At 68.9% G+C, this 15,952-nt stretch carries 14 protein-coding genes; all 14 read right to left on the bottom strand.

The features are described from left to right. Positions 1-26 precede the first annotated feature (26 nt). Positions 27-3,053, bottom strand: coding sequence for a type III restriction-modification system endonuclease (locus tag MBR110_RS02095; RefSeq protein WP_059741174.1), 3,027 nt, complete (start codon positions 3,051-3,053; stop codon positions 27-29). Beyond that, positions 3,053-5,071, bottom strand: a complete 2,019-nt coding sequence (locus MBR110_RS02090; RefSeq protein WP_014722124.1) for a site-specific DNA-methyltransferase — start codon at positions 5,069-5,071, stop codon at positions 3,053-3,055. The genes MBR110_RS02095 and MBR110_RS02090 overlap by 1 nt, the downstream gene beginning before the upstream one ends. Before the next feature lie 344 nt (positions 5,072-5,415). Continuing rightward, positions 5,416-6,546, bottom strand: a complete 1,131-nt coding sequence (locus MBR110_RS02085) for a porin (RefSeq protein WP_034193009.1) — start codon at positions 6,544-6,546, stop codon at positions 5,416-5,418. 288 nt (positions 6,547-6,834) lie between these two features. Then, positions 6,835-7,512 (bottom strand): response regulator, encoded by a 678-nt coding sequence (locus tag MBR110_RS02080; RefSeq protein ID WP_045578656.1) that lies wholly within the window; start codon positions 7,510-7,512, stop codon positions 6,835-6,837. A 14-nt stretch (positions 7,513-7,526) separates the two neighbouring features. Then, a complete protein-coding gene (locus MBR110_RS02075) occupies positions 7,527-8,894 on the bottom strand; it encodes a sensor histidine kinase (protein ID WP_059695042.1) in 1,368 nt (455 codons plus the stop codon). Positions 8,895-8,974: 80 nt separating this feature from the next. Continuing rightward, entirely contained in the window at positions 8,975-9,832 is an 858-nt protein-coding gene (locus MBR110_RS02070; RefSeq protein ID WP_124260013.1) for an ABC transporter permease, read from the bottom strand. A gap of 45 nt (positions 9,833-9,877) precedes the next feature. Continuing rightward, on the bottom strand, positions 9,878-10,675 hold the full coding sequence (locus MBR110_RS02065; RefSeq protein ID WP_011882749.1) for an ABC transporter ATP-binding protein: 798 nt from the start codon (positions 10,673-10,675) through the stop codon (positions 9,878-9,880). A 146-nt stretch (positions 10,676-10,821) separates the two neighbouring features. Further along, entirely contained in the window at positions 10,822-11,826 is a 1,005-nt protein-coding gene (locus tag MBR110_RS02060; RefSeq protein WP_181709149.1) for an ABC transporter substrate-binding protein, read from the bottom strand. A 145-nt stretch (positions 11,827-11,971) separates the two neighbouring features. Continuing rightward, the gene (gene fliR / locus MBR110_RS02055; RefSeq protein WP_014722130.1) at positions 11,972-12,754 is read right to left on the bottom strand and encodes a flagellar biosynthetic protein FliR; all 783 of its coding nucleotides are present in this window, start codon (positions 12,752-12,754) and stop codon (positions 11,972-11,974) included. A 28-nt stretch (positions 12,755-12,782) separates the two neighbouring features. Continuing rightward, positions 12,783-13,055 (bottom strand): flagellar biosynthesis protein FliQ, encoded by a 273-nt coding sequence (gene fliQ / locus MBR110_RS02050; RefSeq protein WP_011882752.1) that lies wholly within the window; start codon positions 13,053-13,055, stop codon positions 12,783-12,785. Between the two features lie 15 nt (positions 13,056-13,070). Continuing rightward, the gene (fliP, locus tag MBR110_RS02045) at positions 13,071-13,832 is read right to left on the bottom strand and encodes a flagellar type III secretion system pore protein FliP (protein WP_011882753.1); all 762 of its coding nucleotides are present in this window, start codon (positions 13,830-13,832) and stop codon (positions 13,071-13,073) included. A 36-nt stretch (positions 13,833-13,868) separates the two neighbouring features. Further along, positions 13,869-14,438, bottom strand: coding sequence for a flagellar biosynthetic protein FliO (gene fliO, locus MBR110_RS02040; protein ID WP_181709148.1), 570 nt, complete (start codon positions 14,436-14,438; stop codon positions 13,869-13,871). Next, positions 14,435-14,953, bottom strand: coding sequence for a flagellar motor switch protein FliN (gene fliN, locus MBR110_RS02035; RefSeq protein ID WP_059474949.1), 519 nt, complete (start codon positions 14,951-14,953; stop codon positions 14,435-14,437). Before fliN ends, fliO begins: the two co-directional genes overlap by 4 nt. Next, positions 14,946-15,944, bottom strand: a complete 999-nt coding sequence (gene fliM / locus MBR110_RS02030; protein ID WP_011882756.1) for a flagellar motor switch protein FliM — start codon at positions 15,942-15,944, stop codon at positions 14,946-14,948. Before fliM ends, fliN begins: the two co-directional genes overlap by 8 nt. Between the last annotated feature and the right edge of the window lie 8 nt (positions 15,945-15,952).

The following is a 15,952-nucleotide window of genomic DNA, read 5'->3' as shown; positions in this document are numbered from 1 at the left end:
AAGGGCGGCTCGCGCCGCCCTTCGCATCAACCCGCGCGGCCGCCCGCCGCCGCACCGGGCTCGAACAGCGCATCGACCTGCGCGACGCGCACGAACCGCGCCGCATCTTCGCCATCGGCCAGCGCGCGGAAATGCGCGGCGCCGCACGCGAGCTTCGCGCGCTCGTGCTCGCTCGGCACGGCGTCGTCGGCGTTCGGCGTATCGACGACGAAATAGAGCCGCTCGCCGCCATCCTGTTCCGCGAGCACGGCCCAGTCCGGGTGATAGCCGCCGAGCGGCGTCGCGATGCGGAACCACGCCGGCAGCCTCGCGTACAGCTTCACGCCGTCGTGCGCTTCGAGCGCATCGGCGAACGCGCGCTCCGCGTCCGTCTCGCACACCACCGCCTCGTGAATCGACTTGCGCGCATCGAGCCGCAGGCTGCGCAGGTAGCCGGTGAGCGCCTCGCTCTCGAACGATTCGAGCGCGTGCACGTGACGATCGCCGAGCTTCCTGTACGAGATCCCCGCAACGAGCGCGAGCCGCTTGCAGCGGTTGATCGCGTCGGCGGCCAGCGCGATGAACTGCTGCGGATTCACGCGGAAGTCGTCGAGCCGGCCGCTGTCGGCGAGGATCGTCGCGAGCGAGCGGCGCGTGAGCTGCGTGCGGTCCTGCAGCTCGGTGAGCAGGTCCGGCAACGGCAGTTCGCCTTCGTCGAGCAGCACCGTGCCGGCGCCCGCCACCTCGATCGCCTCGATGCCGGCCTTGCCGATGTCGATCTCGGCCTTGCGCCATTGCAGCCGCGCCCGCGCGATGTCGGGCGCGTCGCGCAGCGCCGTCGTGCAGTCGCGCACCAGCTTCGCGTTGTCGAAGTCCACGCTGTACACGGTGCGATGGCGAATGCGTTCCCACAGCGCGCGGAACGCGTCGCCGAAGATCACGGCCTTGCCGGACGCATCGCGGCGCAGCGCGATCGCGCGCCGCTCGTCCGCGTTGCGCACCGCGAAGCGGCCCGACAGCTTGCGAAGCGTCGCGACGATCGGCGCGCGCAGCGTCTCGAATGCGTCGGGCAGCACGAGCGCGCTGCGGCGCAGCGCGTCCTTCAGGCGGTCGAGCACCTTGCCCTGCGCGTCGACGTAGCCTTGCTCGTGCAGATGCGTCCACAGCATGCGCGACAGCTCGATGCCGAGCGCATGCGCGGGGCCGTCGCCTTCCTGCACCGGCAGCGCCGCGAACTGGTGTTGCTCGACGATCCCGAAGCGGATGCCGGTGTCGGCCTCGATTTCCTTCTGCAGGTTCTCCGCGAACGACTCGTAGCGCTCGGTCGCGATCACGGTGAGCGTGTTCACGCCGGGGTCGCGCACGCGCTCGCCGTCCTGGTCGACCGCGAGGCGCAGCCCGCGGCCGAGCGTCTGACGGCGCTCGCGTTCGGTCTGGATGTCGCGCAGCGTGCAGATCTGGAACACGTTCGGGTTGTCCCAGCCTTCCTTCAGCGCCGAGTGCGAGAAGATGAACTTCAGCGGCGTGTCGAACGACAGCAGCGCTTCCTTCTCGCGCATGATGAGCCCGTACGCGCGCTCGGCGTTCTCGCGCGCGGCGGCGCTGCTCTCGCTCGTGTCGGTCCAGCCGCCCTTGCGGTCGATCGAGAAGTAGCCGTTGTGCGCGCGCTCGACCTCGCGGGCGATGTCGACGCCGTCGAACAGCGCGCGATAGGCCGGCACCCGCGCGGCGCGCGCATATTCATCTTCGAAGATCAGCGCGTAGTCGCCTTTGACGGGCGTGCCGTTCTCGTCGTAGCGGCGATAGCGCTCGACCGAGTCCACGAAGAACAGCGACAGCACCTTCACGCCGCGCTCGGCGAGGCGCAGCTCCTTGTCGAGATGCTCGCGGATCGTGCGGCGGATCATCTCGCGCTGCACCGCGAGCGTGTCGATGTCGCCGAACGCCTCGCCGAGCGACAGGAACGCGTCGCCTTCCGGATGGCGCAGCTCGACGTATTCGGCGCCCTTGACCGCATGCACTTCGCCGATGCGCAGCCCGGCGTACAGCGCGCGTTTGGTCAGCCGTTCGAGATCGTCGCCGTCGGTCGCGGACACGATCTGCCGCTTCACGCCGGCCGCGGTCGCCACGTCGAGCTCGATGCGCGCGCTGATCGCGCCGCGCCGGTTCGACACGCCGACGAGCCGCACGTACGGCTTGTTGTGCGCGTCCTCGACGATCGCCGACGCGATCTCGATCTGCTTGACGAGCTTGCGCTCGTAAGCGTCGACCGCGTCGAGCCGATACACCATGTGATGCCGGTCGACGTGGGTGGCCGAATAGCGCAGCGTGCAGAGCGGCGCCATCGCGGCGAGCGCCTCGCGGCCGCGCCCTTCGAGGCCGCCGTCGACGCTCTGCGGCTCGTCGACGATCACGATCGGCCGCGTCGCGCGGATCAGGTCGATCGGCTTCTCGCCGCCGGTCTTCTCGCTGTCCTTGTAGAGGTTGTTGATTTCCTTCTTGTTGATCGCGGCGACGGTCATCACCATGATCTGGATCGCCGCGCTCGCCGCGAAGTGGCGCACCTGGCCGAGCTTCGCCGAGTCGTACAGGAAGTAGTCGTACGGCACGCCCGCGTACAGCGCGCGGAAATGATCCTCGGTGATCGACAGCGTCTTGTGCACGCCTTCCTTGATCGCGATCGACGGCACCACGATCACGAACTTCGTGAAGCCGTAGCGGCGGTTCAGCTCGAAGATCGTGCGCAGGTACACGTAGGTCTTGCCTGTGCCGGTTTCCATCTCGACGGTGAAGTCGCGCGAGCCGGGCTGGCCGGACGGCGGCAGCCCCCCGCGCAGCTGCACGTCGGCGAGGTTGCGCGCGAGCGCGTCGTCGGTCAGCGACAGCCGGTTGCCGACGCCTTGCTCCGACACCGCGAAGCCGAGCGAGCCCTGCGCGGCGGCCGTCGTGCCGGGCGCGGCGTTCGCGAGCACGCTGAAGTCGCCGCGATACGATTCCTGGCCGCGAAACAGGTCGCAGACGGCGTCGATCGCGTCGCGCTGGTAGTCGAGATCCGCTTCGAAATGCAGCCGCATCAGAGGCTCCGCACGCGCTTCACGCCGTGCTGCTCGAGCAGCGCGGCGAGATTGAGCTTCGCGACGTCGTCGACGAAGCCGCTGTCGCGGAACAGGCACGTGACGTCGCGCGTCGCGCCGGTCGCATCGAGCAGCTCGACGATGCCGTCGGCGAGCGGCCCCGCGTCGTCGCGCGACATGCGCGCGTCGAAGCACGCGACGATCGCGCGGCCGATCAGGTGCACCGTCTTGCCGGCCACCTGGTGATGCTCGACCGGCGTGCACAGATCGAGGCCGAGCTTGAGCGTGAGCTCGGCGAGCAGGTCGTCTTCGCTGCGGCCGGTCTTCACGTGCTCGACCGACGCGAACAGCGCATGGTCGAAGTCGTCGCGGCGCGGATCCCACTCGATCACGTTGGTGGTGTCGAGGCGATACACGCGAAAGCCGAGGTCGCCATAGCTTTCCGGATAGTCGCGCGCGACCTGCTGCGCGGCGCGGCGCAGCCGCTCCTTGGTGACTTCGGCGAGCGTCGCCGGCTTCTTCAGCTTCGCGCAGAAATCGGCGGCCGCCTGCTGCGCCTTGTCGCGGCGGTCGAGCGCCTCGGGTAGCTGCACGAGGATGTAGCGGCGTGCGCCGCCGTCGGTCGCGTTCACCTGCATCACCGCGTGGCCGGTCGAGCCGGAGCCGGCGAAGCAGTCGAGCACGATGTCGTCGCCGCGCGTGCACCAGCCGATCACGGCCGCCGCGAAATCGACCGGCTTCGGCTGGTCGAACGGGATGCCGAGCGCCTTCAGCAGCGCGTCGTCGGAGCCGGCGAACGGCAGCACCGACGGCACGTTCTCGTACATGTTCTCGTCGAGGTAGTAGATCCGCTGCGGCTGGGTGGTCTCGTCGGGGCCGAATTCGATCTGGCCGCGCTCGATCAGCGCCTGCATCGTCGCGGGCGGATTGCGCCAGCCGCGCGCCGGCATCGCGCACGGCTTGCCGGTGACCGGGTGGATCAGCGGCGTGAAGTACTCGTCCGGCGCCTTCTTCTTGTTCGGCCACGCCATCGACACGAGCCGGTACACGCGCCCGTCGGCGGACAGCCGGTCGTACATCACCTCGCCGCCGGACAGGTTGGTCTGCGCCTTCATCCACGCGCGGTACGCCTTCTGCGCGTCCTTCGCGTTGCCGCTGCGGTACACGGCGTCGTGCGCGGCGTCGAGCATGCGCTGCGCGTTGCGCTTCGGGCGCTTCAGCGGCGCCTGTTCGAGCAGCGTCTCGGCGTTGCGCGCGAACAGCACCAGCGACTCGTGCTGGTACGCGATGCCGCGCGCGTCGCCCTTCGGATTGCGCTTGTCCCACACGGCCACGCCGAGCTCGTTCTCCTCGCCGAAGATCTCGCGCAGCATCAGCACGAGCGCATGCACCTCGTGCTCGTCGATGTGCACGGCGATCAGCCCTTCGTCGGACAGCAGCGCGTGCGCGAGCTTCAGCCGCGGATACATCATGTTCAGCCAGTCGGTGTGGAACCGGCCGTTCGCCTCGGTGTTGGTGCTGCGCTTCACGCCGGCGTCGGTCTGGCCCGTCATCGCGAGGTAATGGCGGATGCTGTCGCTGAAGTCGTCCGCGTAGACGAAATCGCTGCCGGTGTTGTACGGCGGGTCGATGTAGACGAGCTTCACCTTGCCCGCGTAGCTCTTGTGCAGCAGCTTCATCACGTCGAGGTTGTCGCCCTCGATCACGAGATGGCGCGTGTCGTCCCACGCGACGCTGTCGTCGGGGCACGGGCGCAGCGTGCCGGTCGACGGCGTGAGCGCGGCTTGGCGCGCGCCGCGCTTGCCGTGCCAGTGGAAGCCGTAGCGCTCGTCGGCGGCGCCGACGGTGTGCTCGCCGACCAGCGCCTTGAGCACGTCGACGTCCACCGACGCGCCGTGCGGGCCTTCGGTCACGAGTTCGGGGAACAGCGCCTTCAGGCGCGCGACGTTGTCGGCGGTGAAATCCGTCGACATCGCCAGCGGGCTCGCCGCATCGAGTTTCTGCATCGTCTTTTCCATCGGAGCCCGGCCGCGTGCGCCAGGACATCGGGCGCAGTCGCGGCACCGGCGGCAAGGGCCGCCCGGGCAAACCCGAAACGCTAGCGAGTCGGTCGGCGCAGGTCAAGCACCGATGTGAGGCGAGCGTGCGCGCATCGGCGGGGAAACGCCCGTCGGGCGGCCCGCGAGGCGCGTCGGGCCGGGCCTCGCGGCCGGCGCACGACGCGCGGGCCGCGGCAGATGCGGTGCTGCGGCAGCGACGGCAGCGACGGCAGAAAAAAGGGGCACGGTCGACGCGAGGGCGTCGCCGTGCCCGCCGCGCGTATCGGGCGCGCGCGATACGGGGCCGGGCGGCCCCGGTCCGGTCAGAAGCGCGTGCGAATCCCCGACGTCAGCTCGAGCTGGTTCTTCGCGCCGAACGTCGACGCCACCGTGTAGCCCCCATGCAGCTTCATGTAGTCGCCGGCGAGGTACACCTCGGTGCGCTTGCTCAGGTGGTAGAACACCGACCCGTAGAGCGTCTCCTTGAAGCCGTTGCCGACGCCGCTGGTCAGGCTGAACGCGCCGAGGTTGGCGTTCGGCACGAAGCCGTCGGCGTTGTATGCGGCGTTCTTCACGCGCATCTGCTGGTAGCCGAGCTCGTAGTCGAGCGGGCCGCGCGGCGCGATCTTCATCGACACCGTCCAGGAATCGTCGTGGCGCTGGCCGAGCGAGCCCTGGTCGCCGTTGTAGCGGAAGTAGCCGGCGTTCAGGCGCACGATGCTGAACGCGTAGTTGCCGCCGACCGAGAACGTCTGGTTGGTGAAGCCGCCGTGGTTCACGTGGTTGTAGAAGCCGGACACCGCGAACGGTCCGCCGTTGTAGCCGAGCGCGACCTGGTACGCGGAGCCGGTCGCGAACGCGGTCGAGTTGCTGAACTGGTAGCCGGCGCTCGCGAAGATGCCGTTGCCGAACACCTTCTTCCACGCGACGCCGTTGTTGTAGCGCGTGCCGGTCGGGCCGGCCGCGTAGAAGATCATCTGCTTGAAGTTGTTCGAGTTGGTCCAGCCGCCTTCCTCGGTCGTCAGCTTCGCGGCGCCGTACGCGTCGCCGTAGATCGCCGATGCGTCGCGCGCGATCGTGTTCTGGAAGCCGGCCGTCAGCTTGCCGAGGCGCGGATCCTCGACGCCGACCCACGCGTCGCGGTCGAACAGCTGGCCGTCGTCTTCCATCTGGCCGTTGGCGACCACGTATTCGCTCTCGAGGCGAAAGATGATCCTGGTGCCGCCGCCGATGTCTTCCGCGCCGCGCAGGCCCCAGCGGCTGCCGCTGAACCACGGCTCGCCTTCGTTGCCCATGCCGATCACGTGATTGCCGTTCGCATCGGCGTGGGTCCGGTAGGTCGGAAAGCTCAGGTCCATCAGCCCGTACAGCTGCACGCTCGACTGCGCGTGCGCGTGGGTGCCGGCGCAGAGGCCAGTCGCCGCGATGGAAAGGGCAAGGGTGGTTCGTTTCAAGATCGTCTCCTCCGGGCTGCCGCATTGAAGTCAATTCGTTGGCGGTACGAAACGTACGCCGCATGGTGACGGCCGCATGGGGCCGACGCGTAGCATCGTAGAAGGTGCAATCCTTCACGTCGCTTTCCCGCGGCAAGCATCTGCGTCGGTGAAAACACCGAAGCCGCGACGAAGGCAGGTCGCGCACGCGAGCGGCAGCGGGCCGCGCGATGCATCGCCGGGTCGGTGGTGAATTTCCGTACTACGAATTGTCGCGCGAGGCGCGCGAGGAGCGTGAGAGAGCGGGCGTCAGTGCTGCGCGGGTTTCGCGCGCAGGATATAGCCGAGGCCGCGCAGCGTGATGATCTCGGCCGTGCTGCCCGCGAGATGCTTGCGCAGCCGGTGGATGTAGATGTCGATCGCATCGGCGCTCGGCTCGTCGTCGAGCGCGAACACGCTGTCCATCAGCCGCGCCTTCGACACCGTCTTGCTCTGCTGCAGCATCAGCGTTTCGAGAATCGCATGCTCGCGGCGCCGCAGCGCGAGCAGCGCGTCGCCGCAGCGGAACTCGCGCGTGCCGAACGCGTAGACGAGGTCGCCGCACACGAGCTGCGCGGTGCCGACGCCGGCCTGTCGCCGGATCAGCGCGCGAATGCGCGCGACCAGCTCGCGCGATTCGAACGGCTTGACGACGTAGTCGTCGGCGCCCGCGCCGAAGCAGTCGACCTTGTCGTCGACCGAGCCGTGCGCGGTCAGCATCAGCACCGGCACGTTGTCGTTGCGGCGCCGCAGCCGCGCGAGCACTTCCTTGCCGCTGATGCCGGGCAGCCGCATGTCGAGCAGCACCGCGTCGTAGCGCTCCGTCTTCAGCACCGTGTCGGCGCGCTCGCCGTCGCCGACGCAGTCGACCGCGAAGTCCTCGCCGCGCAGCAGGTTCACGATCCAGTGCGCGAGTTCGGCGTTGTCTTCGACCAGCAGCAGTTTCATGGCGATTCGTATCTTCAGTCGTAAGCGGGCAGCCGCACGGTCACGACGATACCGCGATTGCCCGGGCCCGGCGCGAGCACGGCGCTGCCGCCGTGCGCCTGCGCGATCTCGCGCACGATCGCGAGGCCGAGGCCGGAGCCCTCGGTATCGGCCGACACGCGGTAGAACCGCTTGAACACGTGCGGCCGCGCCTCGGCCGGAATGCCGGGGCCGTCGTCGATCACGTCGAGCACGACCGCGTGGCCGTCGCGGCGCGCGGCCACCGTCACGCAGCCGCCCGGCTGCGTGTAGCGCACCGCGTTGTCGACGAGGTTCGACACCAGCGCGCTCAGCAGGCTGTCGCTGCCGGCGACGTCGAGCCGCTCGCCGAGATCCGCGCCGAGGTCGATCGCGCGCCGCTGCGCGAGTACGATCGCTTCCTCCAGCACGCTCGACACGACGGCCGCGAGATCGACGCGCTGCGTGAGCAGCGTCGACGGCGTGGCTTCCGCATGCGCGAGCAGCAGCAGCTTGTCGGTCACGTCGGCCATCTTGCGGCTGCTGCGCTGCATGCTGTCGAGCACCGCCGCCAGCTCGCGGTCGCCGTGATCGCGCCGCCGCGCGTACTGGATCTGCGTGTCGAGCACGGCGATCGGCGTGCGCAGCTGGTGCGCGGCGTCGGCGATGAAGCGCCGCTGCGTCGCCGTGTGCGTGTTGAGCCGCGCGATGCACTGGTTGATCGCATCGACGATCGGCCGCAGCTCGTGCTGCAGCCGCTCCGGGCGGATCGGCTCCAGCTCCATCGGCCCGCGGTCGGCGACGTCGTCCTTCAGCTTCATCAGCGGCCGCAGCTCCAGCGTGAGGCCGAGATAGACGAGCACGATCGCGAGCACCAGCATCAGCGACAGGCGCAGCAGCTGCGGCCGCCAGATCGTCGCGACCATCGCGTCGTACGAGCGCGCCGTCTTCGCGACGACGACCGTGACCGTCTCGACGCGTCCCTCGTCGTACAGCTGGCGATCGTAGGCGACTGCGCGCAGCGGCACATGCTCGAGCGTCGTGTCGTACAGCGTCGGCTCGGCGCGGTGCCGCGCCGGTGCGTCGAGCGCCGGGTTGCCCGCGAGCAGCCGGCCGTGGCCGTCGCTCACCTTGTAGAACACCGAGTCGCGCGACGGCGACTCGAAGATCTCCAGCGCGGCCGGCGGCACGTCGGCGACCGGCAGCCCGTTGCGCCACTCGACGTCCTCGCCGATCGTGCGCGCCGATGCGATCAGCGCGCTGTCCTGCACGAGCGCGGCCGTGCGCCGCGCGGTGTCGTACGACATCGCGCCGGCGATCAGCACGAAGGCCGCGAGCGGCAGCAGCAACCACCACAGCAGCCGCCCGCGCAGGCTGTGCGCCATGGCGTCTCCTCAATGCCGAACCGCGCCGGGGCGGCCGGCGCGGTTCGTGCGGTTCGTGGATGTGGTCGGCCGGGCGCGGCTCAGAACGCGGCGGGACGCCATTTCAGCAGGCGCTTCTCGATCCGCGTCAGCAGGTAGTCGGCGGCCAGCGCGACCACGGCCAGCACGATCATCGCCGCGAACACACCGCTCGCGTTGAACGCGCCCTGCGCGGTGGAGATCAGCAGCCCGATGCCCTGCTTGGAGCCGAGGAATTCGCCGACCACCGCACCGACCAGCGCGAAGCCGAAGCTCACGTGCAGGCTCGCGAGAATCCAGCTCAGCGCGGACGGAATCACGACCGACGTGGTGATCTGCCGGCGCGACGCGCCGAGGATCTGCGCGTTCGCGATCAGGTAGCGGTCCGCTTCGCGCACGCCCTGGAACGCGTTGCCGAACACGACGAAGAACACCATCACGACGGCCAGCGCGATCTTCGACGCGATCCCGAGGCCGAGCGCGATCACGAACACCGAGCCGAGCACGACGCGCGGAATCGAGTTCGCGATCTGGATGTACAGGCCGAACACGTCGGCCATCAGCTTGTTGCGGCCGAGCACGATGCCGCAGATCACGCCGGCGACCGAGCCGATCACGAAGCCGATCGCGGTTTCCTCCAGCGTGACCCACACCTGCGTGAGCAGCGGGCCTTGCGACGTGCCGTTGACGAACCAGTCCTGGATCTGCTCGAAGATCAGCGACGGCATCGAGAAGAAGAACGGATCGATCCACTTCAGGCGCGCGGCGAGCTCCCAGCCGCCGAGCACGACGACGAGCACGGCGATGCGCAGCGCGACGATCAGATTGCGCCGGCGGCGCAGCCGGCGTTGCGCGGCGCGCTCGTCGTCCTCGAGCGTGGTCGCCGGCAGGGCGGTGGGGGGAAGCGTCATGTCGGTCATGCTCCTGTCCTTGGCGGTGGGTCGCGTGCGCGGGCCGCGCAGGCGTCAGCCGATCTGCACTTCTTCGCGCAGGTCGTGCCAGATGTCCTTCGAAATCTCGATGAAGCGCGCGTCGTAGCGCACCTCCGACGTGACGCGCGGGCGCGGCAGGTCGATCTCGTACACGCGCTTGAGCGTCGCGGGGCGCGCGGTGAGCACGAACACGCGGTCGGCGAGCGCGATCGCCTCCTCGAGATCGTGCGTGACGAACACGACCGAGCCCTTGTTCGCCGACCACAGCTGCAGCAGCTCGTCCTGCATCAGCGTGCGCGTCTGCATGTCGAGCGCGGAGAACGGCTCGTCCATCAGCAGGATTTCCGGCTGGTTGATGAAGGTCTGCGCGAGCGCGACGCGCTTGCGCATCCCGCCCGACAGCTGGTGCGGGTAGTGCTTCGCGAACTTGTCGAGGCCGACCTTGCGGATCCATTCGTCGGCCTGCGCGTAGGCGACGTCCTTCGAGCGGCCGCGAAACAGCGGGCCGGCCGCGACGTTGTCGATCACGTTGCGCCACGGAAACACCGCGTCGGCCTGGAACACGAAGCCGATCCGCGGGTCGATCCCGTCGACCGGCCGGCCCATCACGCGCACCTCGCCCGACGCCGGTTTCAGCAGCCCGGTGATCAGGTTCAGCGTGGTCGACTTGCCGCAACCGGTGGGGCCGACGATCGCGATGAACTCGCCGCGCGCGACGCTCATGCTGAATTCGCGCAGCGCCACCGTCGCGCGGCCTTCCGGCGAAATGAAGCGGCACGACACGTTGCGAAACTCGATCGCCGGTGTGCTCGGGGAAACTGCCTGGTTCATCGCATTCGTCCTGCGGGTGAAGAGGGCGCCGCAGCGGCGGCGCCGGGCCGGTCAGCCGGGCCTGCGGTGCGCGCACGGCGGCAGCCGGCCGCCGGCGCGGGCACCGCGCGCGTTCATGGCGCGTTCATGGCGCGCTCATTGCGCACTCATTTGGCATTCACGAAGTCGTTGGTGTAGGTGCGCGCCAGATCGATGTGCTTGCCCTTCACCGACGGGTTGAACGCCGACAGCACCTTCAGCACGGTCGCCGGGCCGTCGGCCGGCATCTTCGCGTCGGCCGTGTACATCGGCAGCGACGCCTTCAGCGCAGCCACGTACAGCGCCTTGTCCTTCTGGTAATCGGCCGGCATCTTCGCGGCGATCTCCTCGGCGCTGTGCGTGTGGATGAACTGCATCGTCTTCGCGAACACGTGCGCGAGCTTGCTCGCTTCCGCCTTGTGCGAATCGGCCCACGCGGACTGCACGTACAGGCTCGCGGCCGGATAGGTGCCGCCGAGCGCGGCGCGCGTGCCTTCGACGGTGCGCATGTCGACCAGCACCTTCGCGTCGCCCATCTTCTCGAGCGCGGACACCGTCGGCTCGGTCGTCATCCCGGCGTCGATGCGGCCCTGCTTGATCGCGGCGATGAAGCTCGCATCGGCGCCGACCGGCAGCATCGTGTACTGCGTCGACGGCACGCCGCGCTGCAGCGCGAGATATTGCGTGAGGAAGCTGGTCGACGAGCCGAGGCCCGTCACGCCGAGCGTCTTGCCTTTCGCATCGGCCATCGTCCTGAAGGTCGGCGCGGCCTTGGTCGACACCATCTCGACCTCGCCGGGCACCTGGCCGAACACGGCGATCGCCTTCACTTCCTTGCCCTTGCTCTGCAGGTCGACCGTATGATCGTAGAAGCCGACGACGCCCTGCACGGCGCCCGCCAGCAGCTCGTTCTCGGCATCGACGCCGGCCGGCTGCGACAGCAGCTCGACGTCGAGCCCTTCGGCCTTGAAGTAGCCGAGTTCCTGCGTGAGCCGCGCGGGCAGATAGATGAGCTTGGCGATCCCGCCGACCATGATCGTGATCTTGCCGCCGTCGTCGGCGAGCGCGGGGTGAGCGGCGAGCGCGCAGCTCAGGCTGGCTGCAACGGCGAGGGTGCGCAGGATGGGTCGCATCGGGTCGTCTCCTTCGTTGTATTCGTATGGCGCGATGCGTGGCGCATCGTCACGACGAGTATAGGGACGCGAAGCCTTCCGCAACCTTTCGCGACACGGCGATTCGGTTAGGGGTTTTCCAGCAAATGGGGCGGGCGCGGGCGCGTCAGCGCCAGCCCTGCAGCACGCGGCCGATCCCGTCGAGGCCCATGTCGAACAGGTGCGACACGAACGGCACGAGGTTCGGGATCATCAGTTGCACGAGCAACAGCCCGACCAGCATCGTGACCGGGAAGCCGATCTGGAAGATGCCGATCTGCGGCGCCGCGCGGTTCAGGATGCCGAGCGCGAGGTTGGCGATCAGGAGCGCGGCGACGACCGGCAGCGCGAGCAGCAGCCCCATCTGGAACACGGTCACGCCGAACGCGGCGAGCGTATGCCAGCCGGGCGCGTGCAGCAGCTCGGCCGACACCGGCAGCGTCTGGAACGACGCGGCCAGCGCCGCGAACACCTGCAGATGGCCGTCCACCGCGAGGAACGCGAGCATCGCGACCGCATTCAGGAAGCGGCCCATCACCGGCGTCGCGCCGTTCGAATGCGGATCGAAGAAGGTCGCGAAGCCGAGCCCCATCGACAGCCCGATGAAGTCGCCGGCCGCCTCGACGGCCGCGAACACGAGGTGCATCGTGAAGCCCATCGACACGCCGATCAGGAACTGCGTGACGATGATCCAGATGCCCTGCGCGGAGAACACGGTCACGCCGGGCATCGCGCCGAGCGTGGGCGCGACGACCAGCGCCATGAACGCCGCGAGGCCGATCTTCACGCGCATGGGCACCGCCCCGTGGCCGACCAGGGGCGCCGTCGCGACGAGCGCGAGCATCCGCACGAACGGCCACAGGAAGGCGGTCAGCCAGCCGTTGAGCTGCGCGTAGGTAACCGAGAACATCGCGGGGAAGCGGGGCCGCGCGGGCCGCTCAGCCGGCGCCGAGCGTCGCGACTTGCAGCAGCGTCTGCCGCAGGTAGTCGAGCATCGTCGTCAGCATCCACGGGCCGGCGATCACGAGCGTCGCCGCGACCGCGAGCAGCTTCGGGATGAACGACAGCGTCGATTCGTTGATCTGCGTCGCGGCCTGGAACAGGCTCACGACGAGGCCGACCGCGAGCGCGACCAGCAGCAGCGGGGCGGCGAGCAGCAGGCCGACCATCATGGCGTGGTGCGCCAGCGTCATCACCTGTTCGGGTGTCATCGCGTCTTCCTCCGCTTACGTGAAGCTCTGCGCGAGCGAGCCGATCAGCAGCTGCCAGCCGTCGACCAGCACGAACAGCATCAGCTTGAACGGCAGCGACACGGTGGACGGCGACACCATCATCATCCCCATCGACATCAGCACGCTCGCGACCACCAGGTCGATGATCAGGAACGGAATGAAGATCGTGAAGCCGATCTGGAAGCCCGTCTTCAGCTCGCTCGTGACGAACGCCGGCACCAGCAGCGACAGCGGCACGTCCTCCGGCCCCTGCATCGGCGCGGCCTTCGAGATCTTCGCGAACAGCGCGAGATCGGTCTCGCGGGTCTGCTTCAGCATGAAGCCCTTGAACGGCGCGACGCCGCGCTGCACGGCCTGCTCCATCGGCAGCGAGCCGTCGGAGAACGGCTTGTAGCCGTCGTTGTAGGCCTTGTCGAGCACCGGCGACATCACGAAGAAGGTGAGGAACATCGCGAGGCCGAGCAGCACCTGGTTCGGCGGCGTCGTCGCGGTGCCGAGCGCCTGGCGCAGCAGCGACAGCACGATGATGATGCGCGTGAAGCTCGTCATCATCAGCAGCATCGCCGGCAGGAACGACAGCATCGTGAGCAGCAGCATCGTCTGCACGCTCAGCGAATAGGTGGTGCCGCCGTTCGGGCCCGGGCTCGTGTTGAACGCGGGCAGGCCGGCCGCCTGCGCGCACGCGAGCGCGGGGAAGAGGCCGAGGATCAGCACGGGCGCGAAGCGCGCCGCGTGACGCAGGAAGTCGTGTTTCATCGGAATGCGGGTACGGATGGGTGACGCGGCGCCATGTCAGCGCTCCTTGCCGCGCCCGAAGCGCTTCGCGGCTTCGCCGGCGAGCGCGTCGCGAAACCGCGCGCCGAACGGGCCGGACGCGTTCGCGTCGGCGGCGCCGGCGCCGGGCGACGTCGACACGACGGCCGCGTCGGGCGCCGAGCCGGCCGGCAGCGTATGCAGCAGGCGCACGTTGCCCGGCGCGACGCCGAGCACGAGCCAGGTGTCGCCGATCTCGACGATCGTCGCGCTTTCCTTCGCGCCGAGCTCGACGCTCGACACGACCTTCAGCTGGCCGCCGCGCCGCGCGGGCTGGAACCCGAAGCGGCGCGCGAGCCACGCGCAGCCGAACACCAGGCCGATCACGACCGCGAGCCCGACCAGCGTCTGCAGCACCGCGCCGACGCCGAGCGACGGCGCGGCCGAGCCGACCATCACGCTCGACGCGATCGAACCGGCGTGGTTCACCGCGTTCATGTCGGCCGCGCCGGCGCCGCTGCTCGCGAGCGCCGCCACCCCGGCCAGGAGGGCCGGGAGGGTGGCGACGGCGAAGCGGTGGGCGCGGCGGGCGGCCTTCACGACGTTCACCGATTCAGCTTCCGGATGCGTTCGGCCGGCGTGATGATGTCGGTCAGCCGGATGCCGAACTTGTCGTTGACGACCACGACCTCGCCCTGCGCGAGCAGGCAGCCGTTCACGAGCACGTCCATCGGTTCGCCGGCGAGGCCGTCGAGCTCGACGACCGAACCCTGCGCGAGCTGCAGCAGGTTGCGGATCGCGATCTTGGTGCGGCCCAGCTCCACGGTCATCTTGACCGGGATGTCGAGAATCATCTCGATGTCGTTGTGCGTCGAACTCGCCGCGGCCTTCGACAGCGGCTGGAACACGCCGGCGCCGGTCGCGCCGGCCACCACCGGCTGCTCGTTCTGCTCGGCGAGCGCGGCGGCCCAGTCGTCGAGGCCCTGTTCTTCGTCCGCGGCAGGCGCTGCCGCTGCCGCTGCCGCCGGCGCGGCCGGGGCCGCCGCTGCGGCCGATTCCGCGAGCGCCGCGTCGGCGAGGGCCTGCGCGTCGAGTTCGGGCGTCGTCGTGTTCAGCTCACTCATATCCACCTTCCTTCATCGTGTCGCCCGCGCTGATCATCTTCTGCACGCGCAACGCATATTGACCATTGAAAATGCCGTAGCCGCATTCCATCACCGGCACGCCGTCGACCTTGGCGGTGATCGTGTCGTCGATCTCCAGCGGCAGCACGTCGCCTGCGCGCAGGTTCAGGATCTTCTCGAAGGTCGCCGGGATTTCCGCGAGATCCGCGGTCAGCTCGACCTCGGCCGACTGCACCTGCTGCGACAGCACGCGCACCCAGCGGCGGTCGACTTCGAGCGCCTCGCCCTGGATCGGCGACGACAGCACGTCGCGGATCGGCTCCACCATCGAATACGGCATGCAGATGTGCAGCGTGCCGCCGGTCGGCCCGAACTCGATCGAGAACTGCGTGACGATCACGATCTCGTTCGGCGTCGCGACGTTCGCGAACTGCGTGTGCATCTCCGAGCGCACGAATTCGAACTGCAGCGGCCGCACGCTCTTCCACGCGGTCGTGTAGTGCTCGAACACGAGGTTCAGCAGCTTGCCGATGATCCGCTGCTCGGTGGCCGTGAAGTCGCGGCCCTCGACGCGCGTGTGAAAACGCCCGTCGCCGCCGAACAGGTTGTCGACGACGAAGAACACGAGGTTCGGATCGAACACGAACAGCGACGTGCCGCGCAGCGGCTTCACGTGCACCAGGTTCAGGTTCGTCGGAATCGGCAGGTTGCGGGTGAACTCGCTGTACTTCTGCACCTTCACCTGGCTCACGGAGATTTCCGCCGTGCGCCGCATGAAGTTGAAGATGCCGATCCGCAACAGACGCGCGAAGCGGTCGTTGATGATCTCGAGGCCGGGCATCCGGCCGCGGACGATCCGCTCCTGCGTCGCGATGTTGTAGGGGCGAACGCCCGACGTGTCGCGCTGCTCGTCGATCGAGTCGGTTTCGCCGGTGACGCCCTTGAGGAGGGCATCGACCTCCTCCTGGGACATGAACTCCTGGTGGCCCATGCGCGCTC

Origin of the sequence: Burkholderia sp. MBR-1 (genome assembly GCF_013822785.1) — a bacterium.
In the GTDB taxonomy this organism is placed as follows: domain Bacteria; phylum Pseudomonadota; class Gammaproteobacteria; order Burkholderiales; family Burkholderiaceae; genus Burkholderia; species Burkholderia vietnamiensis.
This window is presented reverse-complemented; position numbering and strand designations above follow the sequence as displayed.

Bases quoted from the DNA above. Each gene is read 5' to 3' on its own strand.
- MBR110_RS02070 (WP_124260013.1), bottom strand. From the start codon at position 9,832: ATGACCGACATGACGCTTCCCCCCACCGCCCTGCCGGCGACCACGCTC.
- MBR110_RS02065 (WP_011882749.1), bottom strand. From the start codon at position 10,675: ATGAACCAGGCAGTTTCCCCGAGCACACCGGCGATCGAGTTTCGCAAC.
- MBR110_RS02080 (WP_045578656.1), bottom strand. From the start codon at position 7,512: ATGAAACTGCTGCTGGTCGAAGACAACGCCGAACTCGCGCACTGGATC.
- fliQ (WP_011882752.1), bottom strand. From the start codon at position 13,055: ATGACACCCGAACAGGTGATGACGCTGGCGCACCACGCCATGATGGTC.
- MBR110_RS02075 (WP_059695042.1), bottom strand. From the start codon at position 8,894: ATGGCGCACAGCCTGCGCGGGCGGCTGCTGTGGTGGTTGCTGCTGCCG.
- fliN (WP_059474949.1), bottom strand. From the start codon at position 14,953: ATGAGTGAGCTGAACACGACGACGCCCGAACTCGACGCGCAGGCCCTC.
- fliM (WP_011882756.1), bottom strand. From the start codon at position 15,944: ATGGGCCACCAGGAGTTCATGTCCCAGGAGGAGGTCGATGCCCTCCTC.
- fliP (WP_011882753.1), bottom strand. From the start codon at position 13,832: ATGAAACACGACTTCCTGCGTCACGCGGCGCGCTTCGCGCCCGTGCTG.
- MBR110_RS02060 (WP_181709149.1), bottom strand. From the start codon at position 11,826: ATGCGACCCATCCTGCGCACCCTCGCCGTTGCAGCCAGCCTGAGCTGC.
- MBR110_RS02095 (WP_059741174.1), bottom strand. From the start codon at position 3,053: ATGCGGCTGCATTTCGAAGCGGATCTCGACTACCAGCGCGACGCGATC.
- fliR (WP_014722130.1), bottom strand. From the start codon at position 12,754: ATGTTCTCGGTTACCTACGCGCAGCTCAACGGCTGGCTGACCGCCTTC.
- MBR110_RS02090 (WP_014722124.1), bottom strand. From the start codon at position 5,071: ATGGAAAAGACGATGCAGAAACTCGATGCGGCGAGCCCGCTGGCGATG.